General features: G+C 42.9%; 23 protein-coding genes. 16 read left to right on the top strand and 7 right to left on the bottom strand.

Annotation, left to right across the window (positions count from 1 at the left end; genetic code table 11):
* The first annotated feature begins 100 nt into the window (after positions 1-100).
* Together nfsA and MHH26_RS15950 are read left to right on the top strand one after the other, a co-directional pair.
* Positions 101-850 (top strand): oxygen-insensitive NADPH nitroreductase, encoded by a 750-nt coding sequence (nfsA, locus tag MHH26_RS15955; protein WP_066031565.1) that lies wholly within the window; start codon positions 101-103, stop codon positions 848-850.
* A gap of 54 nt (positions 851-904) precedes the next feature.
* Positions 905-1909: an LLM class flavin-dependent oxidoreductase gene (locus tag MHH26_RS15950; protein WP_334750560.1), complete on the top strand. Its 1005-nt coding sequence runs from the start codon at positions 905-907 to the stop codon at positions 1907-1909.
* A 324-nt stretch (positions 1910-2233) separates the two neighbouring features.
* On the opposite strand, the gene MHH26_RS15945 is transcribed toward MHH26_RS15950, so the two are convergent.
* Complete coding sequence (locus MHH26_RS15945) at positions 2234-4660, bottom strand: S8 family peptidase (protein ID WP_340974038.1); 2427 nt, start codon at positions 4658-4660, stop codon at positions 2234-2236.
* Positions 4661-5160: 500 nt separating this feature from the next.
* Between MHH26_RS15945 and MHH26_RS15940 the strand changes: the two genes are divergently transcribed.
* The 7 genes from MHH26_RS15940 to MHH26_RS15910 all read left to right on the top strand — a co-directional run bounded on the left by MHH26_RS15940 (position 5161) and on the right by MHH26_RS15910 (position 11227).
* Entirely contained in the window at positions 5161-5439 is a 279-nt protein-coding gene (locus MHH26_RS15940) for a hypothetical protein (RefSeq protein ID WP_066031569.1), read from the top strand.
* Between the two features lie 52 nt (positions 5440-5491).
* On the top strand, positions 5492-6325 hold the full coding sequence (locus MHH26_RS15935) for a PRD domain-containing protein (protein WP_066031570.1): 834 nt from the start codon (positions 5492-5494) through the stop codon (positions 6323-6325).
* 253 nt (positions 6326-6578) lie between these two features.
* Entirely contained in the window at positions 6579-7967 is a 1389-nt protein-coding gene (locus tag MHH26_RS15930) for a sucrose-specific PTS transporter subunit IIBC (RefSeq protein ID WP_106030643.1), read from the top strand.
* Positions 7968-7986: 19 nt separating this feature from the next.
* Positions 7987-9444 (top strand): sucrose-6-phosphate hydrolase, encoded by a 1458-nt coding sequence (locus MHH26_RS15925; RefSeq protein WP_340974036.1) that lies wholly within the window; start codon positions 7987-7989, stop codon positions 9442-9444.
* A gap of 187 nt (positions 9445-9631) precedes the next feature.
* Entirely contained in the window at positions 9632-9886 is a 255-nt protein-coding gene (locus MHH26_RS15920) for a hypothetical protein (protein WP_008359596.1), read from the top strand.
* 248 nt (positions 9887-10134) lie between these two features.
* Positions 10135-10725, top strand: a complete 591-nt coding sequence (locus MHH26_RS15915) for a hypothetical protein (protein ID WP_106030641.1) — start codon at positions 10135-10137, stop codon at positions 10723-10725.
* Positions 10726-10744: 19 nt separating this feature from the next.
* Positions 10745-11227, top strand: coding sequence for a hypothetical protein (locus MHH26_RS15910; protein WP_106043034.1), 483 nt, complete (start codon positions 10745-10747; stop codon positions 11225-11227).
* A gap of 49 nt (positions 11228-11276) precedes the next feature.
* On the opposite strand, the gene MHH26_RS15905 is transcribed toward MHH26_RS15910, so the two are convergent.
* Positions 11277-12086, bottom strand: a complete 810-nt coding sequence (locus tag MHH26_RS15905; RefSeq protein WP_034660396.1) for a bifunctional hydroxymethylpyrimidine kinase/phosphomethylpyrimidine kinase — start codon at positions 12084-12086, stop codon at positions 11277-11279.
* Between the two features lie 209 nt (positions 12087-12295).
* A complete protein-coding gene (locus tag MHH26_RS15900) occupies positions 12296-12517 on the bottom strand; it encodes a general stress protein (RefSeq protein ID WP_340974035.1) in 222 nt (73 codons plus the stop codon).
* A gap of 128 nt (positions 12518-12645) precedes the next feature.
* On the opposite strand from MHH26_RS15900, the gene MHH26_RS15895 reads away from it, so the two are divergent.
* Together MHH26_RS15895 and MHH26_RS15890 are read left to right on the top strand one after the other, a co-directional pair.
* Positions 12646-13473 (top strand): glycosyltransferase family 2 protein, encoded by an 828-nt coding sequence (locus MHH26_RS15895; protein WP_340974033.1) that lies wholly within the window; start codon positions 12646-12648, stop codon positions 13471-13473.
* The gene (locus tag MHH26_RS15890) at positions 13470-14150 is read left to right on the top strand and encodes a uracil-DNA glycosylase (protein WP_034660393.1); all 681 of its coding nucleotides are present in this window, start codon (positions 13470-13472) and stop codon (positions 14148-14150) included. Before MHH26_RS15895 ends, MHH26_RS15890 begins: the two co-directional genes overlap by 4 nt.
* A 33-nt stretch (positions 14151-14183) precedes the next feature.
* On the opposite strand, the gene MHH26_RS15885 is transcribed toward MHH26_RS15890, so the two are convergent.
* Entirely contained in the window at positions 14184-15542 is a 1359-nt protein-coding gene (locus tag MHH26_RS15885) for an aldehyde dehydrogenase (protein ID WP_340974031.1), read from the bottom strand.
* A gap of 170 nt (positions 15543-15712) precedes the next feature.
* On the opposite strand from MHH26_RS15885, the gene MHH26_RS15880 reads away from it, so the two are divergent.
* From MHH26_RS15880 to MHH26_RS15870, 3 genes are all read left to right on the top strand, one after another.
* On the top strand, positions 15713-16045 hold the full coding sequence (locus MHH26_RS15880; protein ID WP_034660391.1) for a YwdI family protein: 333 nt from the start codon (positions 15713-15715) through the stop codon (positions 16043-16045).
* A 33-nt stretch (positions 16046-16078) separates the two neighbouring features.
* Positions 16079-17386, top strand: coding sequence for a purine/pyrimidine permease (locus MHH26_RS15875; RefSeq protein WP_034660390.1), 1308 nt, complete (start codon positions 16079-16081; stop codon positions 17384-17386).
* A gap of 70 nt (positions 17387-17456) precedes the next feature.
* Positions 17457-17828, top strand: coding sequence for a DUF423 domain-containing protein (locus tag MHH26_RS15870; RefSeq protein WP_060597537.1), 372 nt, complete (start codon positions 17457-17459; stop codon positions 17826-17828).
* 41 nt (positions 17829-17869) lie between these two features.
* On the opposite strand, the gene MHH26_RS15865 is transcribed toward MHH26_RS15870, so the two are convergent.
* The 3 genes from MHH26_RS15865 to MHH26_RS15855 all read right to left on the bottom strand — a co-directional run bounded on the left by MHH26_RS15865 (position 17870) and on the right by MHH26_RS15855 (position 20058).
* Positions 17870-18487 carry a cupin domain-containing protein gene (locus MHH26_RS15865; RefSeq protein ID WP_066031576.1) on the bottom strand — a complete coding sequence of 206 codons (618 nt, stop codon included), beginning with the start codon at positions 18485-18487 and terminating at the stop codon, positions 17870-17872.
* Positions 18488-18617: 130 nt separating this feature from the next.
* Positions 18618-19160 (bottom strand): spore coat protein GerQ, encoded by a 543-nt coding sequence (gene gerQ, locus MHH26_RS15860; protein ID WP_066031577.1) that lies wholly within the window; start codon positions 19158-19160, stop codon positions 18618-18620.
* 223 nt (positions 19161-19383) lie between these two features.
* Positions 19384-20058, bottom strand: a complete 675-nt coding sequence (locus MHH26_RS15855; protein WP_340974024.1) for a YIP1 family protein — start codon at positions 20056-20058, stop codon at positions 19384-19386.
* Positions 20059-20233: 175 nt separating this feature from the next.
* On the opposite strand from MHH26_RS15855, the gene MHH26_RS15850 reads away from it, so the two are divergent.
* Positions 20234-21004, top strand: a complete 771-nt coding sequence (locus tag MHH26_RS15850; RefSeq protein WP_066031799.1) for a glycosyltransferase family 2 protein — start codon at positions 20234-20236, stop codon at positions 21002-21004.
* Between the two features lie 6 nt (positions 21005-21010).
* Positions 21011-22423, top strand: coding sequence for a capsular polysaccharide export protein, LipB/KpsS family (locus MHH26_RS15845; protein ID WP_340974023.1), 1413 nt, complete (start codon positions 21011-21013; stop codon positions 22421-22423).
* The last annotated feature ends 21 nt before the right edge of the window (positions 22424-22444 follow it).

The raw sequence follows: 22444 nt of genomic DNA, 5'->3' as shown, positions 1-22444 counted from the left end.
GGCAGTCTAAGTATAGACTGTCTTTTTTCATGCGAGTTTTAATTTTTGAAAAGCCATATGTCTTTGTCATATGATAGTACAAGTGAAGGAGGTCTTCGAATTGAACAAAACGATAGAAACGATATTAAATCATCGGTCCATCCGTTCATTTACAGACGAGCGTTTGTCCGAAGAAGAGGTGCTGACACTCATTAAAAGTGCACAGGCTGCTTCGACATCAAGCTATGTACAGGCGTACAGTATTATTGGTGTGACAAATCAAGAGAAGAAGGCCAAGCTTGCTGAACTGGCCGGGAATCAGCCATACGTTAAGAAGAATGGGCATTTCTTTGTCTTCTGTGCAGACTTGAAACGCCATGATGATATTGCAAAAAAAGCAGGGGAAAATCATCAAGAGGCGCTTGAGAATACGGAAGCCTTTCTCATTAGCGTCATTGATACGGCGCTCGCTGCGCAAAATATGAGTGTAGCCGCAGAATCAATGGGACTTGGGATCTGCTATATTGGCGGTCTGCGTAATCAACTGAAAGAAGTGTCTGAATTACTTGAAACGCCATCTTATGTGCTGCCGTTATTTGGTCTGGCTGTCGGACATCCAGCGAGTCAATCGTCACAAAAGGAACGGCTGCCAGTTGAACTCATTTATCATGAAAATGCATATCAGCAAGATGAAGCGCATGTGGATCGTTATTTAAAAGAATACGATGATCGTATTTCATCATATTATGAAGAACGAACAAACGGAGAGAGAAAAGATACTTGGTCTAAGCAGATGCTTCGCGGCTTTAGTCAGCCAAAGCGTGCCTTCCTTGGAGAATTTGTTAAAGAGAAGGGCTTTAATCGAAAATAAATAAGACATCCCCCCTTTCGATTGAGAGAGGGGGATTTCTGTAAGAGGTGCAGCATGATGAAATTAAGTATACTGGATCAATCTCCTTTGATCGGAGATGCAACACCTGCTGAAGCATTGAAGCAAACGGTTGAATTGGCAAAGCAGGCAGAGAAGTGGGGCTATCACCGTTTTTGGGTATCAGAGCATCACTTTTCAAACCGGCTTGCAGGGTCGAGTCCAGAGGTGCTTCTCGGTCATTTATCAGCCGTTACGTCACATATACGTATTGGCTCAGGCGGTGTGATGCTGCCTCACTATAGTGCCTATAAAGTAGCAGAGAACTTCAGGGTTCTCGAAGCACTGGCTCCTGGCAGAATTGATCTTGGGATTGGACGTGCTCCTGGTGGTATGCCCATTTCCTCCATTGCCCTTCATCATGGTGAACGAAAACGACTAGGTGATCAATATCCTGAGCAGGTAGAAGAATTGAAGGTCTATTTACACGACCTAGCGGATGAATTTTACCCGCTGCCCCATTTAACCGCTTCTCCGAAGGTAGAGACTGCACCAAAGGTATGGATGCTTGGTTCCTCTGGAGGGAGTGCAAGACTTGCGGCGAAAGCAGGTGCAGGCTATACGTTTGCTCTATTTATCAATGGCGAAGGCGGAGAAGATTCTGTGGAGCAATACATCAACCGGTTCGAACCTTCAGCATTCGGTGATGAGCCGCGCGTCAGTCTTGCGGTCTTCGTTTTATGTGCTGAAACAGAGGAACAGGCAGAAAAACTGGCAGTCAGCTTAGATTTATCCTTACTCGCCAATGAACAGGGGCAAAACCTCGGGGGCTTTCCTTCATATGAAAAGGCACAAGCTTATTCCTACAGTCCATATGAACAAAAACGAGTGGCTGCCAATCGTCAAAGGATGGTGGTTGGAACGCCATCTTCTGTGAAAAAGCAGCTGACGGCACTAGCGAAAGCGTATCGTACAAATGAAGTAATCGCTGTGACGATCACTCACCACATGCAAGACCGGCTCACATCGTATCGTTTATTAAAAGAAGCCTTTGATGCATAACGTATGTATGTCTGTTTACCGTCCACGCAGCCAATAGAGGGGGAAAAGGAGCATCATGATGAAAATAAACGCGGCTGTCACCAGCAAACTAAGCGGGTAAATGAAGGACACATAGACCGTCAGCTCGCATGCTTGATGAAAAGGACGAGGATGTTTCGCGTGTAAAAGGGTGAAAAAATACACCAAAGTGATCGTTAGAAAAAAAGCAGTCAAAAAAGAAACGATCCATAGCAATATCAACATCAGACTCTCTTTCCTCCATATATAATCGAAAAGCCTTGATGAGCTAATCCGCTCATACAAGGCTTTTCTTGTGATTCACGTTTATTCAGGATAAATATCGAAGGGTTCCTTCGTTTGAACAGTGTCTGATTTCCCTTTCAAACTTGCATACGCAAGCATTGTATACTCACCAGGTTCCAGCTTTTGACCTTGATTGATCGTGCCATTCCATTTTACGCGGTGTTCTCCTTTATCAACATGTTGATAAACACCTGCTTCACCTATATACTCTCCATCTGTCGAGTAGACGAGAAATGCAAGGTTCTCAGCGCCACCAGGCAGATAGCTGCTAATGACATAGCTTCCAGCACGGTTATCCGGCTCGACGGAAACCGAAGTGACGCGCGGATAATCAGGCTCTTTTACAATCAATAAAGTAGGAATCTCTGTGACCTTTCTGCCATTTTCACGAAGGGTAATGCTGCCTTGGTACGTTCCTTTTTTGGTTTTACCGTATTTCACTTGTACCGCGGAAGTAAAGGACCCAGTGGAATTCCCTTTGACAGTGATTTTTTTCGTTCCGTTTGTGCTGATGCCGCTGCCATTGAATTTGTAATCAATGGTATACGTTTTCGGTGCTTTTGAAAGGTTTTCTACCTTGAATTTCTTCGTTTTGATTTGAACGCCTTTTTCTTTCAAGAAAGTGCCGTAAGAATAGCTGGCATCAGAAACGATAGATGACGCTTGGAGTGATTCGATGATTCGAACACTGCCTGTCCCTTGTGTGTTATGAGGGAATGGGCTGCCATTTGCATCAAATAGTTTTTCTGCTGTATTCATCATCAGTGCTTTGATCTGTTCAGTTGTGTACGATGGTTTTGCTTGCTTGATGATCGCTGCGACCCCTGCCACATGCGGTGAAGCCATGCTTGTTCCTTGCTTTGAGCCATATCCATAAGGCTGAGAAGGGTTATGCGTTGGAATCGTACTCACAATGCTGACGCCAGGTGCTGATAAATCAGGCTTAATCATCCAAGTATCCACAACTGGTCCGCGAGATGAGAAGTCAGCGACTTGCTCACTAAGTTCTTTGACAAATTGAATGGAGAAAGTTGTTGTATTGTTTCCAGCCTCAATGGCTTTGACAAGCGCCGTTCCTTCAGCTTTTGAAAGCTTAATCGTAGGAAGAGCGAGACCCGGTACATCGACTGGAATTTCTCCATCGGTGTTGTTATACATCACAACGCCGATTGCACCAGCAGCTTTTGCATTGTCTACTTTATCAACAAAGGCAATGGCTCCTCGTTCGATCACGGCAACCTTTCCTTTAACATCGATGTCTTCAAATGCTTTTTCGTCACCGATACCTGCATGGACGAGTGTGACTTGTTTTTGGTCAAGTGCTTTTAAATCACTCTCTTGGTAGTAGCCCATCACTTTTGCAGTAGAATAGTTCGGGAATTTCACACTATAAAGGCTGTACGGAAGTTGAGTTGCTCCGACAGAAATGGCATCTCTTGACGTGCCGGGAGAACCGACTGTCCAGCTGTTCGGTCCGCTGTTTCCATTCGATGTGACAGCGACAACGCCTTCAGACATGGCCCAATCGAGTGCGATGCTTGTGGCATAATCAGGGTTATTCACACTGTTTCCGAGAGAGAGGTTCATGACATCTGCTCCATCAGTAACAGCGCGGTCGATGCCTGCAAGAACGTTCTCAGTTGTCCCAGACCCGCCTGGTCCAAGTACACGGTACGCAAGAAGTGTGGCATCCTTTGCGACACCTTTAATTTGTCCATTGGCAGCAATTGTTCCTGCGACGTGTGTGCCATGGTCTGTCGATTCACCTCTAGGGTCTCCTTTAGGCGTCTCTTGCGGAGAATAATCGTTATCAACAAAATCATAGCCTTTATATAAACCAAAGTTTCCTTTTAAATCAGGGTGGGTATAGTCTACTCCAGTATCAATGACAGCGACTTTTACCCCTTTTCCAGAGTAGCCGGCATCCCAAGCTTTTGGTGCACCGATAAATGGAGCGCTTTTATCCATAAGAGGGGAGACATCTTCATTTGGAAGCTGAATGCTTTCCTTTTTCACTTCATCTGTTTTATATGTAACATCCGGATAAACGGCTTTTACTCCGTCAACTGCGAGCAGCTTCGGAATTTCGTTTGCAGGAAGTTTCATAGAGAAACCAGAGAAGACTTTTTCATATTCTTGACGAACACTCGCTTTATCAATTTCTTTGAGTGCTGCATTTTTTATTTTTGTTCGAGATTTTTTGAGGGAGGCCTTTGTTTGAGCTTTGCCTTCTTGCTTGGCTTCAACTAAGGATTTTTCCTTTAATTCAACAATGACAGTGGTGTGTTTTCTAGAGTTGACATTGATTTCACCGAAGATTTCTGCTTTTTCTAGTTCCACCTGTTTGTTCGATGGAGCGGCAGCAGCCTGTTGACCTGTAAAGAATGTGGATAAAATAAAAATAGTAGAGAACAATAGAACAGAAGAACGAGAGATGACCTTTTTCATTAATTTTCCCCTTTCTAGCTGTGTTTTTAGGGAGATAGCCTTTCTTTTTGTGGATAAATAGGAAAGATTCACTGCCCGTTATTAAGTATTCAATACGATGAAAACAATTCCTTTACTAAAATGGTCTTATTTTACATAGTTATAAAGAGCTATTTTGTTTATAAAGTCTCACTTATGCACAAACTCCTGTTGATAACTCAATTATTTAGATATATATATGGAAAATAAAAAAATCGCATACACAAAATCTAGTAATGGGGTGTTGATATGTGGATAAACTCTGTTGATAAGGTGTGCTTATCTTTTGGATAGTGTGTGTATAAAATTTTTATTCAAACATCATCGTACGTGATGATCTTCTGCACTTTTCAACAAAACTTCTGAAAACTAGTTTGTTTTTTCACCCAGATTGTGACAAACCTCTCTTTTTTCTCGGGATATGATAGGAGCAGTTGTTTTGCTAGAACTGCTAGATTCTAAGAAAAGCGGAGGGATGTTCAGTGAGGAAATTCAAAAACTGGTTGAGTGTATGGTTTGGTTTCATGATGAATGTGCTTGTGAATCCTAGTGTGATGATGAAGCAGCAACGTTTTCAGGCGGCCGCGGTGGATGATCGTTTCTTTCAAGTCGTGAAAGAGAGAGAGCTAGAGAAGCTGGCAGAAGAAAAGAAGAAGAAGCGCAGGTCAGAGAGAGCGTTTAAGCAAAGTCTGATGATGCTTGATGAGAAGACGGCGAGAGAGGCGCGTGCTGGTCCGCTCTTACCTTTACATGGGAGATGAAACAGGGTAAAATCCCACATAAGAAACGTTATCTGGTGGGAGAGGATACCCCTTGAAGATATATAAGATATTGAATAACAATGCAGTGATTGTAAAGGAAGGTGATCAGGAGAAAATTGTGATGGGGCCTGGAATTGCTTTTCAGAAGGGGAAAAATGACGTCGTTCCCGTTCAAAAAATAGAGAAAATCTTTGTTGTGCGTGAAGAAAATGAGAAATTCAAACAAATTCTTGCGACATTGCCAGAAGCGCATATTGAGGTGGCAGAGCATATCATCAGTTATGCAGAGGGTGAACTGATGATGCCGCTTAGTGATCATATTCATATATCACTGACTGACCATTTATCCTTTGCCATTGAGCGCATTCAAAAGGGCATTGTGCTATATAATAAATTGCTTGGTGAGATCAAAGTCTTATATAAGCAGGAATATGATATTGGAAAGTATGCCATTCGTTATGTAAAGGATCGGCTTGGGGTTGAACTGCCGGACGATGAGGCAGGATATGTGGCACTCCATATTCATACGGCCAAAATGAATACGGAGTCTATGAAAAAGACCGTGAAATATACAACGATGATCAAAGAAATGATCGAGCATATAGAAAGCTATTTTCAGCATTCAATTGATGAGGATAGTATTTCCTATCAGCGGCTTGTGACACATTTGAGGTATGCATTAGGCAGGTTGGAATCAAATGAGGCATTTCAAATCATGGACGATGACATGCTGAGTTTTATCCAAACAAAGTATGATTTGGCTTACCGGTGTGCACGTGGACTCGCTGATTTGTTGAAAAATGAATATGAACTTCATCTCCCTGAATCGGAGATCGGCTACATCACGCTGCATGTCCAGCGTCTGCAGGATGCCGAATTGGTTTAGTGGTTGTGCCTGCATGCAGGCTTTTTTTTATGCACACTACTCTTATTAGTGTATATGGGTCAATTGATTCGAAAAAAGAGGTTGACGCACGTCTCTCTCTTATACTATGATGAAAGCGTAATCAAAATTTGATATCGTGGGATTGTGACTGCCAGGCAGGCAAGACCTAAAATTTGCGTAACGAGGGGACGTGTATGTCCTTTTATCGTTGGTGAATTTTAGGTCTTTTTTGCTTTAAAAAGGAGGAGACAACATGGATTATCAAAAAACAGCCAAAGAATTAACAAAACGATTAGGCGGCAAAGAAAATGTCATCAGTGCCACGCATTGTGCAACAAGACTCAGATTGGTGATAAAAGATGAGGAACTGATTGACAAAGAAGCCATTGAGGAACTTGAAGGGGTGAAGGGGGCTTTCTCAAGCTCGGGACAATTCCAAATCATTTTTGGAACGGGGGCAGTCAACAAAGTATATGAACCATTTGCTCGTGAGACTGGTCTTGAGACAGGAGACGAGAAACAAAAGCCTGTCAGCCATGATGAAGCAGTGAAACAAAAAATGAATCCACTTGCACGTTTTGCAAAGACGTTATCAAATATTTTTGTACCGATCATTCCAGCAATTGTTGCAAGCGGTTTATTAATGGGCCTATTAGGCATGATGAAAGCCTTCAAATGGGCTGACCCAAGCTCTGCGATCTTCCAAATGCTTGATATGTTCTCAAGTGCAGCCTTTATCATTTTGCCGATTTTAATTGGGGTCAGTGCAGCGAAAGAGTTTGGTGGAAATCCGTATTTAGGAGCCGTTATTGGGGGGATTATGATTCACCCGAACCTGCTCAACCCGTGGGGGCTGACGGATGCGAAACCAGAGTATATGCATTTATTCAATTTTGATATTGCTCTTCTTGGTTACCAAGGAACAGTCATTCCAGTCTTATTGACTGTGTACATCATGTGTCTTGTTGAAAAGAATTTAAGAAAAGTGGTTCCGAACAGTATTGATTTACTTGTGACCCCGTTTGTGACGGTGATTGTGACTGGATTTGTGACGTTTATTGCAGTTGGACCGCTTGGAAGAATGCTCGGTACTGGAATTTCGAATGCATTGACATTTATTTATGATCATGCAGGCTTCTTAGCAGGACTCATTTTCGGAGGAGCCTACTCTCTCATTGTGCTCACAGGGGTTCATCATAGCTTCCATGCGATTGAAGCAGGACTGCTGAATGATATTGGGCGTAACTATTTGCTGCCAATTTGGGCCATGTCCAACGTAGCTCAAGGCGGGGCGGGATTGGCTGTCTTTTTCTTAGCGAAACGCGCGAAAACAAAAGAAATCGCACTTCCTGCAGCTTTCTCAGCTTTCCTAGGTATTACCGAGCCTGTCATATTCGGTGTCAACCTCCGCTATCGTAAGCCGTTTATTGCCGCGATGATCGGAGGCGCATTAGGCGGGGCATTTGTTGTCTTCACGAAGGTTGCAGCCAACGCCTATGGTTTAACGGGTATTCCGATGATTGCGATTGCCGCGCCATACGGTGTGCAGAATGTGGTGAATTATGTGATTGGTATGTTAATCGCTGTTGCTGTTTCATTTACTCTCACCATCATCTTTAAAGTAAAAGAAGTAGAAAAATAATCAAGGAGTGGTCACAGTCATGACAACAACTGACGCAGCACTTCGTCAAAATGTAGCAGACCGTATTCGAAACTATGAGCATTTGGTGAAAAAAGATGTGTACCGTCAGCATTTTCATTTAATGCCGCCAGTTGGTCTTTTAAATGACCCGAATGGGTTGATTCAGTGGAAAGGGGTTTACCACGTTTTTTATCAGTGGCAGCCATTCAAAACGGGACACGGCGCAAAATTTTGGGGCCATTACACATCGACAGATCTAGTGAATTGGCAGCACGAGGAAGCCGCCCTTGCCCCAAGTGATTGGTTTGATCAAAACGGCTGTTATTCTGGCAGCGCAGTCATTGACGATGGACAGATGTATGTGATGTACACTGGAAACGTTCGCGATGAACAAGGAAACCGTGAGACATATCAATGTTTAGCTGTTTCAGAAGATGGCATTCATTTTCAGAAAAAAGGTGTCGTGGCGACGCTGCCAGAAGGATTCACCGCCCATTTTCGTGATCCGAAAGTATGGAAGCGAAATGGCCAGTGGTACATGGTTCTTGGTGCACAAAGCCTGGACCTGAAAGGGAATCTCGTCTTGTTTACCTCTGATACTTTAGACAATTGGACGTTTCAAGGCATGATTGCTGGCAGTGGAAAAAATGGATTAGAGGATTTCGGTTATATGTGGGAATGTCCAGATCTATTTGAATTAGATGGCCGGGAAGTATTGATTGTGTCGCCGCAAGGGTTAAAGTCGGATGGCTTAAAATATCATAATACACATCAATCAGGCTATTTTGTTGGGAGATTGGATGATCATACCTATCAATATACGCACGGAGCGTTTGAGGAGCTGGACCGCGGCTTTGACTTCTATGCGCAGCAAACCTTTCTAGACGAATCAGGCAGACGTCTTTTAATCGGATGGATGGGGGTGCCTGATCAAGGAGAAGAGCATCATCCAACGATTTCGTATCAATGGATACACTGCCTCACGATCCCGAGAGAGCTGCGTTTAGATGATAACGGACATCTGATTCAAAAACCAGTCACTGAGCTCCAGGCGATGAGAACCAATGAACAAGAGAATGTTTTTCATATCAAACGCTCCGTCCAATCGATTCCTGTAGATGATATTACAAGCGCAGAGGTATTCATTGATCAAATTGACACACAAAAAGGGTTTGAATGCTGTATTCGAGCGGCAGCCCGTATCATTTATGATAAAGATGAAGGCAAATTAACATTAGAGCGAGATCGATTTGAAGATCGAACAAAAGAAGTTCGAGAAGTGGCAATAGAGGAATTACACGACCTTCACATCTTTATCGATGCATCGTCGATTGAGATTTTTGTAAACGGAGGCCGAGAAGTATTTACTGCACGTTACTTTCCTTCCCCGGGAAATAAATCAATCTCGATCAGTGGCAGAAATGAAACAAAGCTGAAACTGAAAACATGGCATTTACAAAGAAAAGCAGATCAATGATCTGCTTTTTCTAGTGAAATCCGCCTGTATCTTAGAACCTATAACATGTATATACAAGGGTGGTCTGAAGCGGTTTGATGACGTTTTACATATATGATAACAAGTGGAATTATGGTATCATTTTAAAATATATACAGCTGAGGCTGACGTTTATCCAAATGCGGAAGGACAAAAAGGGGTTGTTTACTTGAATTCAAAACAGCAGCCGACGACTAGAAAACGCTTGGAGACAATGGCAGATCATGTTGAAGATAAACGTGAAGAATATAAAGAATTGCTCATTCAAGTCCAATCTATTCTCGGTGAACCTTCTCTAGAGCAGGAAGAATTAAAAGAGAAGCTGTCAGATACGTATAAACAAATGAAAGAATATGCCTTATTTGTTGAATCCATTGAAGCCTTTATTCGAAAAATGGCGAAAGAATCTGATCAGCAAAAGTAACGAAATGTGATGTTTTGTTTCATTTTTATTTAAGTTATAGTGTGGAAAAAAATTATTTATAACTATCTTAGCCTGTGATTTATCATTAAGATTTTTCATTTTAGTTAGAAAAGAGAGAGAAAGCCCAATTCATAAAATTATATGATTTGGGCTTTTTTTACGAATATGTTAAAATTAATATTTACCTAAAATGGTAGGGAATAATTTGTAGTTTTGTTTTTCACTATTTTAAGAAAGAGGTAGTATTAATGAGAAAAAAAATAGCTGTCGTTCTTTTGTTTACTTTAATGATTTCTTTATTTGCACCTTCTGTTTATCTTAAAGAAAATGATGACTACTCGATGCCGCCATCAAAAATGGCTTTAGTTCTCGGTCAAGAAAATAGTCATTTGGAAATTGGCTATAAAGAAACTGACGCATTTTGGGTGTTAGTCGGTCGTTTAGTATTGCAAGGTGGCTCTAAATTAATTAAAGTAGGAACGAAAACGTTTAAAAAAGCACCTAAGTCAAAAGTTGTAAATAGTTTGAAAAATTATAAAGGTGCTACATATAAAGCAGGATCAAAAACGTATAAGATAACGAAGAGTGATATGAAGCATATGTTAGAAAGGCATCATCCTAAGTATTGGAATGGAACATCTAAAAAGACCCAAACTTTTTTTGATAGTCGACTTTCTGTTAAGGATATAGAACGTATAGCAATTAATGTGGCAAAACAAAATAGAACGAAGTTATCAAAAATAAAAGTTTCAGGACAAGTAGAAGGTAAAGTAGATGGAGTGAAATATGTCCTAGGCGTTTCTAATGGTCATATGCGTCAGTTATATCCTAAATCTTAATGTTAAAGGAGATTATAAGGTGAAAATTAAAACATATATTTATATAGAAAATGAAGAGAGATATGTATCAATTCGTGACATTGAGAGTATCAAGAAATTCGTTGCTAAGAAAGAAGATTTTATGGAACAAGGGTTTACTAATTTAGAAGGGACAATCACGTTCGATCATGGAAAAAAAGGAAGAATTGAGGATTTTGAAAATCCTGATTACATAGAAGAGTTGTGGCATTATTACACAAATATTTTTGAGGAATATGTGGAAGAAGGGTATGGAAAAATATATTATCCGAGTGTTCCATTAGAGATACAGTTAGAAAAAAAATCTGATCATGAAGTGATGTTATCGCTTGAAAATCAAATTTTGATTGCCGATTATAAAGAATTTGTGCGTCATTTCATTGATTCTGGTCGTGAGTTCATTCGCTTTCTAGAAAACATTGCACCACAGGTAGATCATTCTGGTTTCACCAATCAATTGAACGATCTAGAGAAAACATGTTAAAAACAAAACCCGATTCGCCCATTAACAAGGCGAATCGGGTTTTTCTGTTCTATTTGTCAACACGATGAGCAGAATGCTTTGTTGGTCCGATGTATTCGTTTAGCTGGAAAGAGCCTTTGATGGCAGCTGTGATGAATTCTTTTGCTGCATAAATGGCTTCTTTCACGTCTGAGCCGTTTGCTAGTTCAGCTGTGACTGCTGCTGAGAATGTGCAGCCTGCGCCGTGTGTGTATTCTGTGTCGATCTTATCTGTTTCAAGGCGTTCGAAGGTTTGTCCATCATAAAGCAAATCGATCGCTTTATCTTGGCTTAGCTTACCGCCTCCCGTGATGACCACATACTTGGCACCAAGTTCGTGAATGCGTTTTGCCGCTTCTTCCATTTGTTCAATCGTTTTGATCTCACCGATTCCGCTTAATTGACCTGCTTCGAAAAGGTTAGGCGTGATGACGGTTGCCAGTGGTGTGAGTTTTTCGCGCAGTGCTTCAGCGTGCTCTGGGTAAAGGACTTCGTTCGCACCCTTACAAACCATAACAGGATCAATGACGACATTTTTTAGGTCGTATGTTTTGATGGTGTCAGCTGCAAGTTCGATCACGTCGACCGTTGGGAGCATACCCGTTTTCAGTGCATCTACCCCAATGCCTTCTACAATGGTAGAGAGCTGCGCACGAATCGTCGCCGTATCAATTGGAAACACCTGATGATCCCAATGGTTATGAGGGTCCATTGCAACGACAACGGTTAAAGCTGTCATCCCGTAGACGTTTTTTTCTTGAAACGTTTTTAAATCTGCTTGGATACCTGCACCGCCGCTTGAATCCGACCCTGCGATGGTGAGTGCTTTATTCATAGACATAGTTGCTGAACCTCCAATGTGATGTGTAACAGTTACTGTTCTATCCCTTATTATAATCAGCTTTTCCATTTATCACAATGAAACGACATAAAAAAGCGTTCCACCCTAGGAGGAACGCCTTTCTCCTTACCTTTTACAAATCACCAATTTTCCTTTTTTCAGTTCGTCTAAAAGTGTTAAGGCTAATTCCTGATCCGCGCCAACCGACATCATTTTGGCCATGAGCTCGTATCCCGGGTGCGGATGACATTGGCGATTTGATCTAAAATCCCTTGATCGACCGCTGTCATGCTTTTGGCATTCGTATGCTCTGTGACGGTATCAGAGCGTTCTGGATCGTACGCAAAAACGAAAATATCATCCTTTGCTGAATGTATTTGTTCAATGGTCTGTTTGGCTTCTTTGCTATTTTCTACTGTGAAGTATTCCATCGTGATCACTCCTTTTCATCAAAAATTCCCATTTTCCCGTCACATCAAACCGCCTTTTATATCATGAGAAGAACGTCATTTTATGTTTTAATGGAAAAAGACGAATCTATTAAAGGAGTAAGCTGAATATGAAGATTTCCTTATTAATTGTGACACATAACCGGCTCAGCGCACTGTGTGAGCTGCTTGAATCCATTACGAGACAAACTGTACAGCCTTTTGAAATTGTGGTCGTGAATGATGCAGGAGAGCGAGTCGACATCATCCAGGAACTCTACTCTGAACTTCCGATCCGCTTGATCCATTTAGATGAGAATGTCCAGCATGTGAATGCTAGAAACGTGGGGGTGCGGGAGCTGACAGGCGATGTCATCATGCTGAGTGACGACGATGATTACTTTACACCTTGTCATATTGAACGTATGAGTAAGGCGCTGGAGGACGCCGATTTTGTCTTTTCTGATGCAGAAATTGTGTCATTTGAAGAAAAAGGCGCGACCCGCTTCCCGGTGTCGAGACGTTTATTTGCTTATACAGCAGCTATTGAGGATATGCGTGTTTTTTCTACCTATGTTCCTTCCGGCAGTATGTACAAACGCTGTATACACGATGAGATTGGCTACTTTGATCCAGCGATGCATCATTATTGGGACTGGGACTTCTTTTTGCGTGTATCACAGCATGCCCGTGTCAAACGAGTGCCAGCTGCCAGCGTGATCTATGCGTTTTTTGACGGCGGTGGGAATCAGTCTAGTGAGCTTGGTGAAACAAGGAAGAACTACTTAGATGATCTAAGTGAAAAGCATGAGCTGGGTGACCTGCCGACAGCTAACTTTGCTGTCTTATTAGAAGAACCAGCGATGAAAAAACGAGAATCAGAGAGTGATATTGTGTGGGACGGAAAACCGATGATCTCCAGACTAACGCAGCAAATAGAAGGAGGAGAACCCCAATGAAGCCATTTTTAAATGATAGCTGGTGGGCTGTGATGAAAAGTGAATTTGAACAGCCGTATTATCAGGAATTACGTGAATGGATGAAGGAAGAATATCGCACGCAGACCGTTTTTCCGAAACCGGATGACGTTTATCGTGCGCTTCATTTGACGTCTTATGAAGAGGTCAAAGTGGTGATTTTGGGACAAGACCCTTATCATGGCCCAGGTCAGGCACATGGATTAAGCTTTTCTGTTCAGCCTGGCGTGAAGCATCCGCCATCATTGAGAAATATTTTTCAGGAGCTAAAGGATGATCTTGGCTGTCCTGTTCCAAATCATGGCTCACTTGTGAGCTGGGCAGAGCAGGGTGTGCTGCTCTTAAACACTGTGCTGACCGTGAGAAAGGGCGAGGCGAACTCGCATAAAGGCAAGGGCTGGGAACGTGTGACAGACCGTGTCATTGATGTGCTGAATGAACGTGATCAGCCCGTCGTTTTTGTGTTATGGGGAAGACATGCTCAAAATAAGAAAGAACGCATTGATCAAAACAAGCATTACATCATTGAGTCACCTCATCCAAGTCCTTTTTCTGCAAGAAACGGCTTTTTTGGCAGTCGTCCGTTTTCAAAGGTAAACGCGTATTTAAAGCAAATGGGGATCGAAGAAATCAACTGGTGTATCCAAGGTATTGAGTGAAAAGAGGACGAGGGGAGAGCCCCTTCGTCCTGTTTATTTTAAAAATTTACGAACCAAGTCTAGTCCGTTTTTCGCATTTGGATAACGGAAGGAAAAATCGAAGCGATTGGTTTGGCGCAGGACGCTTTTTTCATGTGTAAAAGTAAAGAAGCTTTCTTTCCCGTGATATCGTCCCATGCCGCTTTCGCCCACGCCTCCGAATGGCAGGTAAGGAGTAGCGACATGCATGAGCGTGTCATTGATACATCCTCCGCCAAATGAGAGATGGTCTAGGATATAGGATTCTGTTTCTTTACTTGTTGTAAATAAGTAAAGAGCAAGCGGCTTCGGCCTTGTTTTGATCATATGCGCTGCCTCATGCAGAGAATCAAAGGTCATGACAGGCAGAATCGGTCCGAAAATTTCCTCCTGCATGACGGGATCTTCCCATGTGATGTGGTCTAAAATGGTCGGAGCGATTTTGAGCTCGTGTTCATTGCGCTGTCCACCCGTGACAATCGTTCCATTTGAGAGGAATTGTGAGAGTCTGTCAAAATGACGCTGGCTGACATTTTTCCCAAAGTGCGGATGTGTTTCAGGGTGTTCACTATAAAAGTCCCGGATACAAGCTGTCATTTCCCGCAAAAGGTCCTCTTTAATGGACTCATGAACGAGCAAATAGTCTGGCGCAATGCATGTTTGCCCTGCATTGGTGAATTTGCCGAAAGTGATTCGCTTCGCCGCTAGTTTGATGTCTGCATCAGGCATGACGATGCAAGGGCTTTTTCCGCCAAGCTCAAGTGTGACAGGTGTCAAATGCTTTGCGGCGGCTTCCATGACGATTTTGCCGACTGCCACACTTCCTGTAAAGAAGATATAATCAAAGGGCAGTTTAAGCAGCTCTGTACTGACATCTACACCGCCTTCTACGACAGCTGCATGGTCTTCTTGAAATACACGTTCCACCATTGCGCTGATTATTTGTGAGACTTGCGGCGTCAGCTCAGACGGTTTTAAGATGACGGCATTACCCGCAGCAATAGCTCCGACTAATGGAGAAAGAGCCAATTGGAAAGGATAGTTCCAAGGGGCAATGATGAGCACACTGCCGTAAGGTTCTTTGATGATCATGCTTTTCGATCCGATATGAGTCAGAGGTGTTCGCACGCGTGTTGGCTTTGCCCATTTGTGAAGATGCTTGATGGTATGATTGATTTCTTCATATACCATCCCAATCTCTGTTGTATAGGCTTCTTGTTCGGATTTATGTAAATCATGGGCTAAGGCTTGTAAAATATCCTTTTCATGCTGTTTGATTTCTGCTTTTAAGTCTTTAAGGAGGCGGATGCGTTCTTGAACCGGCGGCTTTTGAAAGACTTTTTGTTTCTGAAAAAGAGCAGTGAGTTTGTCCATTATTCAATCCTTTCATAGACGATTTTGTTCCTTTTATTATGTGTGAAGGGCTATGACGGGTCAAATAAGAGAGGCGGGAGCGCACTGCTTTGAAAAAATGAACCCATTTCGTTTGTTCATTTGGTAAAATAATGTTGAAAAGAGACTTTTTTAGATTGGAGGGTCTACCCTTGAATATTCATATATCAAGCCTGCTTCAAAAAATGGAGGAAGCGGTTCAAAAGGCGAAACAAAGTGGAAATGATGAAGAGGTGAAACGTCATGTGGCAGCGATTTCTTCACTATGTGAGGTCATTCTCGATGCACCATCACAGGTGCAAATGCCGCAGTCGCCGGTTATCTCTCCACCTTCTTCGATACAGACACCGTCTGCGCCGCCCGTATCCTCAGATCAAGCCATGCTTGAGAAACTGATGGGTGCGAGTGGTGCGAAGAAATTTCAGCATCAAGAAGAGGGGCAAAAAGAGAAGGATGGGAATGGCGACTCTATCTTTGATTTTTAATGGTTTTGTCACGACAAAGGGAAGGTGATCGGTTTGAAACTATTTTTGGGCGCCATTCAGTGGATGGCATTTTTTATCGCAGCTTCTATTGCCGTACCTATTGCGATTGCACAAGCGTTTGAATTGAACCAAGTGCAGTCAGCGGAGCTGATTCAAAGTACATTCTTTTCACTTGGTCTTGTGGCGATGGTGCAGTGTTTATGCGGCCATATGCTGCCGATCAATGAAAGTCCAGCAGGGCTTTGGTGGGGTGTGTATACCCTTTATGCAGGCATGACAGGAACAATTTTTGCGACGTATCCTGAAACCCTGCAAGCCTTACAGGGGGCTTTAATTTTTAGTGCCGCATTCTTTTTTATTTTTAGTTTATTTAAAATCATTAATTGGCTCGCGTCTTTATTTACGCCAGTCGTCACAGGCATTTACTTGCTGCTGCTAGTTGTGCAGTTAAGTCAGCCGATCATGAAAGGGCTGATGGGCATCGGCTATCGAGGAAATCAGGTGGACGGGCTTGTCTTTTGCTTATCGATCTTGATTATTATCCTTACCTTCATGATCAGCCGCTCAAAATGGCATTACTTAAGGCAGTTTTCTGTGTTATTTGCCCTTGCAGGAGGCTGGCTGTTATTCGCTCTACTCGGGTTGGCAAAGCCGGTTCGAATTCCAGAAAAAATCATCGAGTTTCCGAAGCTGTTCCCATTCGGCATGCCGGTCTTTGACAGTGGACTACTTGTCACGTCCTTTTTCATTACGATCTTACTCATTGTGAACATGCTGGCAAGTATTCGAATTGTGGAAAGTTCAGTGAAGGCATTTGGTGAACTGCGTGAGCGGAAGAGAGCTCGGCCGGCTGGTTTTGTCGCAGCATTTGGTCACTTACTGAGCGGATTGATCGGTGCCATTGCGCCTGTACCTATTTCCGGGGCAGCAGGATTTATACAGACAACGAAAATTCCATCGAGAAAGCCATTTTTCATAGGAAGTCTGCTCATTGTACTCATTAGTTTGTTCCCGCTGCTCATGAGCTTTTTCTCCGCACTGCCATCACCTGTGGGGCTTGCTGTAAACTTTGTGGTGTTCTCCTCGATGATTGGGATTGCGATGTCTGAGTTTGATCAGTATGAGAAAGAAGAAATTCCGCGGATTCGCTTTGTCCTAGGGATTGCCGTTTTAGCAGGTGTAGGGGCGATGTTTGTACCGCAGGGAGCCTTGAAAGGCATGCATCCTGTGCTCATTTCATTATTAAGCAATGGTCTAGTTCTAGGTACACTCATTGCGATCGCGGTCGATCAAGTCCTGTTACGAAAGAAAAAGAAATCCGACAATCTCGTGTCAACGTAAAGGGAAAGTTGAATGTCGTCTGTCACCCGCGCTATGATAAACATAATTGACGAGATAAGGAGAATGACGAATGAAACTATTTTTCATTTTAGGTGCGATTAATGCCATGCTAGCTGTTGGACTCGGAGCCTTCGGTGCGCACGGTCTGGAAGGGAAAATCCCTGAAAAGTATATAGACATATGGAACAAAGGGGTTCAATATCAGATGTTCCATGCGATTGGATTATTTATTGTCGCCTTTCTTGCAGATAAGCTGTCAGGTGTTTCTCTAGTTCCAACCGCTGGCTGGGTGATGCTTGCAGGTATCCTTTTCTTCTCAGGAAGCCTTTACGTGCTGGCATTGACACAGGTGAAGATTCTAGGTGCCATTACCCCAATTGGCGGAGTGGCGTTTATCGCTTCTTGGATCATGCTTGTCATTGCAGCAGCAAAAAATTTATAAGCCAAAAAACCGATGCTCTGAGAGGGGCATCGGTTTTTTTCTTAATTCCAGTAAGGGGCATAGTTTGGCGGTGCTTGATAATAAGGGATGTAGTGAGACGGAGGGACAGGATGCGTTTGTGCCTCCTCTTCTCTGTGGCAAAATGGTCCGATAAACACACTCGGCTTCACAGGCTGCGTCGCCTGCTTCCACTGTGTTTCGTTCATGCAATACGTATGTGCCATGATGTGAGGAGGGGTGAGGGTGAGAAGGTCTGAGCCTAGGATCACTTCTGGCGTAGATGCGTTAAAAATGGCTAACAAATGAGTTCTGTCTTGAAGGGCAACTTCGTAGTGCCACCAGCCTTGAGGTACGTTTGCCACCTGTCCAGGGGTGATGGTATAGGTGTGCAGTTTTTTTGTAAATGGATTCAGCATCGAGACGGCAGCAGAACCGGCTATACAATAAACAAGCTCTGCGGCATTTTGATGATAATGAGGCTCTACGACTTTGCTTTTACTCAAATATATATCCAGCAGGGATACTTGATCCAACGAGTTTAATTGTTTTTTTCCTAAAACATTAATCAGGTTATGCTGATCGTATTTCACAAGTGGGCTTTGATTCAGATCGTATGAATATTTAACATTCGGTGATGTATAATCCAGCTCAACAGTCATTGATTTCACCTCTAGGCGTTTGATAAAAACTACTAGGCATCTTATGACCAGCGCCCTAGAGGTGTGTCAAAAACCTAGTCAAAAAAAAGCAAGGGCGCCTGCTCCTTGCTTTTGCTATATGTGGCGTTATCTATCTCGGAGAATACGTGGACATAGAGTATGGATAGTCGTATTGAATTTCCCCATCAAACGTAATGTAATCAAGATAGATCGTTAATAGTAAGTATCGTGTTCCTGACTTGTTATCACTAATGATAATGTGGTCACGTCCTGCAGCTTCAATGACGCCTCTGAAAATCTTCGAGTTCCATTCCTTACTCGCCTCAAACGTCATGTAAATCGTGGCTACCTTCCCGCGGTTCAATCGTAAAATATTTTCAATATAGGACTGCTCGATTGGCAGCTGACCAGTGACATTCTGCTGATAAATCGGTCCAGAAGGAATTTGATACGGCTGGCCGCCGCCCTGCGTTCCTTGGCCTCCTTGTGAAGTGCCGGTAGATGGCATTGGTGAAAATCCCTGCTGCATTTGTCCTTGCATTTGACCCTGCATTTGGGGAGGGACTGAATAACCCATCTGCTGCGCAGGATACGGATTTGCTCCATATTGCTGCTGGCGAAAATCTTGACCTTCGAAACCCGAACCTTGCCCAAATTGATTTTTCAATTTCATAACGTTCCTCCTCTTTCCTCATGGTGTTCTAAACAGAAGGCGCTTAAGCACCTGTTGTTTCCATAGCATTCTTTCTCTCTTTCACACTATGAGACAGGAGGGCAGAATATGTACATTGAACGAAAAAAAGGAACTGCTGTGCAGTTCCTTAGGCGTGGGCAAACCCTCGCGTTCTTTGTCAGGTCTGCGTTTCGTTGCTCACGAATATGATGCTCAACCTTCCTTACATCATCCAATTTACAGCGCGCTGGACACCAAATAAAAGTGTAATGATAAGAAAACATGCCGCAAGCGGTGTGATCACAATGAGAAAGGCTTGCCATAATCTGAGCTTCATCACAGCGACAATGCCTAAAACAGTCATTCCAAATATCCACGTCTTTGCATAAGCCTCGATCAGTGTCAAAAGATCGAGATAATACCAAACCTCATAATGCTGATCTAAATAAGGTGAGATTTTGACAAACGTATACGGACCAAGCATTCCAATAGTGAAAATCCAACTGAGTGAAAATAAAGCAGAAGGGAAAAAGACCGTCAGCGTGCAGGCTTTGAGCACATCTCGATACGCCGGTTGACTGCCGAAAAAAAGACGCCCTAACCACTTTAGGATGAGTACACCGAAAAATAGAACCAGATTGCCTGCAAGAATACCATATCCCGCTCCTTGTAACAGAATAAAAGGGAACGGAATATGATTGCCCATATACTCGCTAAAATAACCTTCGTAGACCCAGCCTGTACCAGCAATACTTGCAAGGAGCATCATCAGCCAAATTGGAATAGAGGAACGTTGATATGAGCGAATAATCGTTTTTGTTGCGACGAAAATTTTAAAAAATCGAAAAAAACCTTTTGCTTCCTCTTCTTGGGAGTGATCATTCTTCATAGCTTCCAATGTTCTTTACTCCTTTAATACACATAAATGATTACTTATATTACCAAAAAGTTCGCAATTTTCAAAGGTAGATCGATAAAAAAATACAATTTTATAAAAAATAGGTCATTCTACAGTCTCTTTAAGAGGAGAAACATATGATAAACATAGTTTGAAAGAGACCGAGGTGAAAACTTTGACAAAAGTAACTGTCATTATGACGAGCTACAACAAGGCGGCTTACGTCGGCAGATCGATTGAAGCGGTCTTGCAGCAGACGCTGTCAGACTTTGAACTATTTATCATGGATGATGGTTCAAACGAAAAAACCCTTGCTGCGATTGAGCCCTTTCGCAAAGATCCCCGTGTTCATTTTATCCAAAGCGGTGTCAAATCACTGGAGGAGAGAACAGTGAAAACCCGATACGCCGTCCTGATTAATCAAGCATTAGAACTGGCAAAGGGCGAGTATATTTCCTATGCCACAGATGACAATGTCTATGCCCCGGACCGTTTAGAGAAGCTCACTCATTATCTAGATGCACGACCAGGTGAGGATATTGTCTATTCTGCATCGAAAGTAATCTATTTAAATAGCAAAAAAGAGCCAGTAAAGGAAACGATTCGACCTGCGCAAACGGTGCAATGGAATGCACCCTGTGCCATTGATCATTGCTCAGTCGTTCATCGTGCATCTATTTTATCAAAGATTCAAGCTGAATTTGGGTCTTACTGGGACGAGAGTCCGCATTTTTATCGAATAGGAGATGCCCGGTTCTTTTTTCGATTAAATCATTTTTATCCGTTCTATCCCTTTGATGAAGTTTTAGATACAAATTACATCACAGAACAGTCGATTCACTATCAGCTGGCAGAAGAAGAGAAAAGTGCCTTTATTCAAGCACTTCCTGAGCAGTCTACCTGCTGGGAGCTCCGCCACATATTAAAACAAAGACATGGGAGGTGACCTGAAGTGTCGCACTATATTCATCATTATTGGCAGGTGTACTTTGAGTATGTGAATCTCATGAAGGATTTGTCGTATAAACAAATTCCTCTTGGGTTGATCAGCAATTTCTATCAATATATCAGTCCTGAAGTGAGGGAACGCATGGAGGAGGAAGCACTCGGTCAAGAATTGACAACCGATTGTCCATTACCGGAAGAGATTCAGCCATTTTTTGATCAACATAAGCAGCAGATCAAGCGAATTGCTTATCGTCCGGCGAATGGAAAGGTATTGCTTCACTTTGAACATCTGCGTTTTACTGAACAAAATTACACGCGGTTCCATCCGAGTCAAACGGTGGTGCTCGCTCGCTGGAAGAAGGCAGATTATTTCGGTTTACCCGTCATCAGCAAGCCGGAATTAGCCGGAGAGGTTAATAAAGAAGCCCATGCTGAATATATTGAAAAAGCAAATGCTCTCCTTAAACCTTACGCAAAGCACCCCGTCTTTGGCAATGTCTTTTTTAGAGAAAAGCTTCGGAAGGACATTGTGCAATTTATTGATGTGATTGACCAGACAGAAGTTCTATTTCAGATGGAGCCAATTGCAGCCGTCATTGTGGGGACGACGGAGGATGCTTACAGCCGCGTACTGGCACTGCAAACAGTGAAACGCCAGCTCACGAGTATCTGTCTTCAGCACGGCGCACTTATGGGAGACGAAGCCTTTTTGCCGATTTTCACGACGTGCCATGGGGTGTTTGGAAAGTATGAAAAGGACTGGTATGTAGACAAAGGCTGTCAGCCGGAACAGGTGGAGATCACAGGTCATCCGAGGTTTGATTTGGTGAAGGATCGAACGCCGCTTCAACAGGAACTCATCTTTCGTAAATTGAACTTCAATCCTGCCAAAAAGACCGTGCTTGTGGCAACGCAGCCGTTCTCAGAAGCCTTCTATGGTGATGTTCTTAAAACGATTGCAAAACGGAAAGACATTCAGTTGATCATGAAGCCGCATCCGTGGGAAATTGCCCGAAACCGATTAAATGAGTATGTGTCCATTGAACGAGCTGGAAATCATGTGAGATTGATTAAAAAAGATATCGACTTATATGACCTGCTGCCATATATGGATATGGTCATTACGCTCACATCAACCGTCGGTCTTGAAGCAATGCTCTTTGAAAAGAGTGTGCTGATCGGGAAAATGACAGAAGGCAGAAGATACCCTTATTACGAGTCGCTTGGCAGCTATCATATGGAAAACCCTGTTGAACTGGCTGAGAAAGCCATTCGTATTTTGTCGGATGATCAAGAGATGAAGCTGGCAAAGCAGCAAGGAGCTCAATTCATTAAACAACATTATCCGCATGCGCGATCGACCGATGTTCTGCTTTCTCTGCTTAAAACAAAAACAGGTGTGGATTTTCAGAGATGAAGATAGGGGTGTGCAAGCGAT

This window comes from Bacillus sp. FSL K6-2839, assembly GCF_038003365.1.
Lineage (GTDB): Bacteria > Bacillota > Bacilli > Bacillales > Bacillaceae > Bacillus.
The sequence above is the reverse complement of the archived record's forward strand: the minus strand, read 5'-3'. Positions and strand labels throughout refer to the sequence as shown.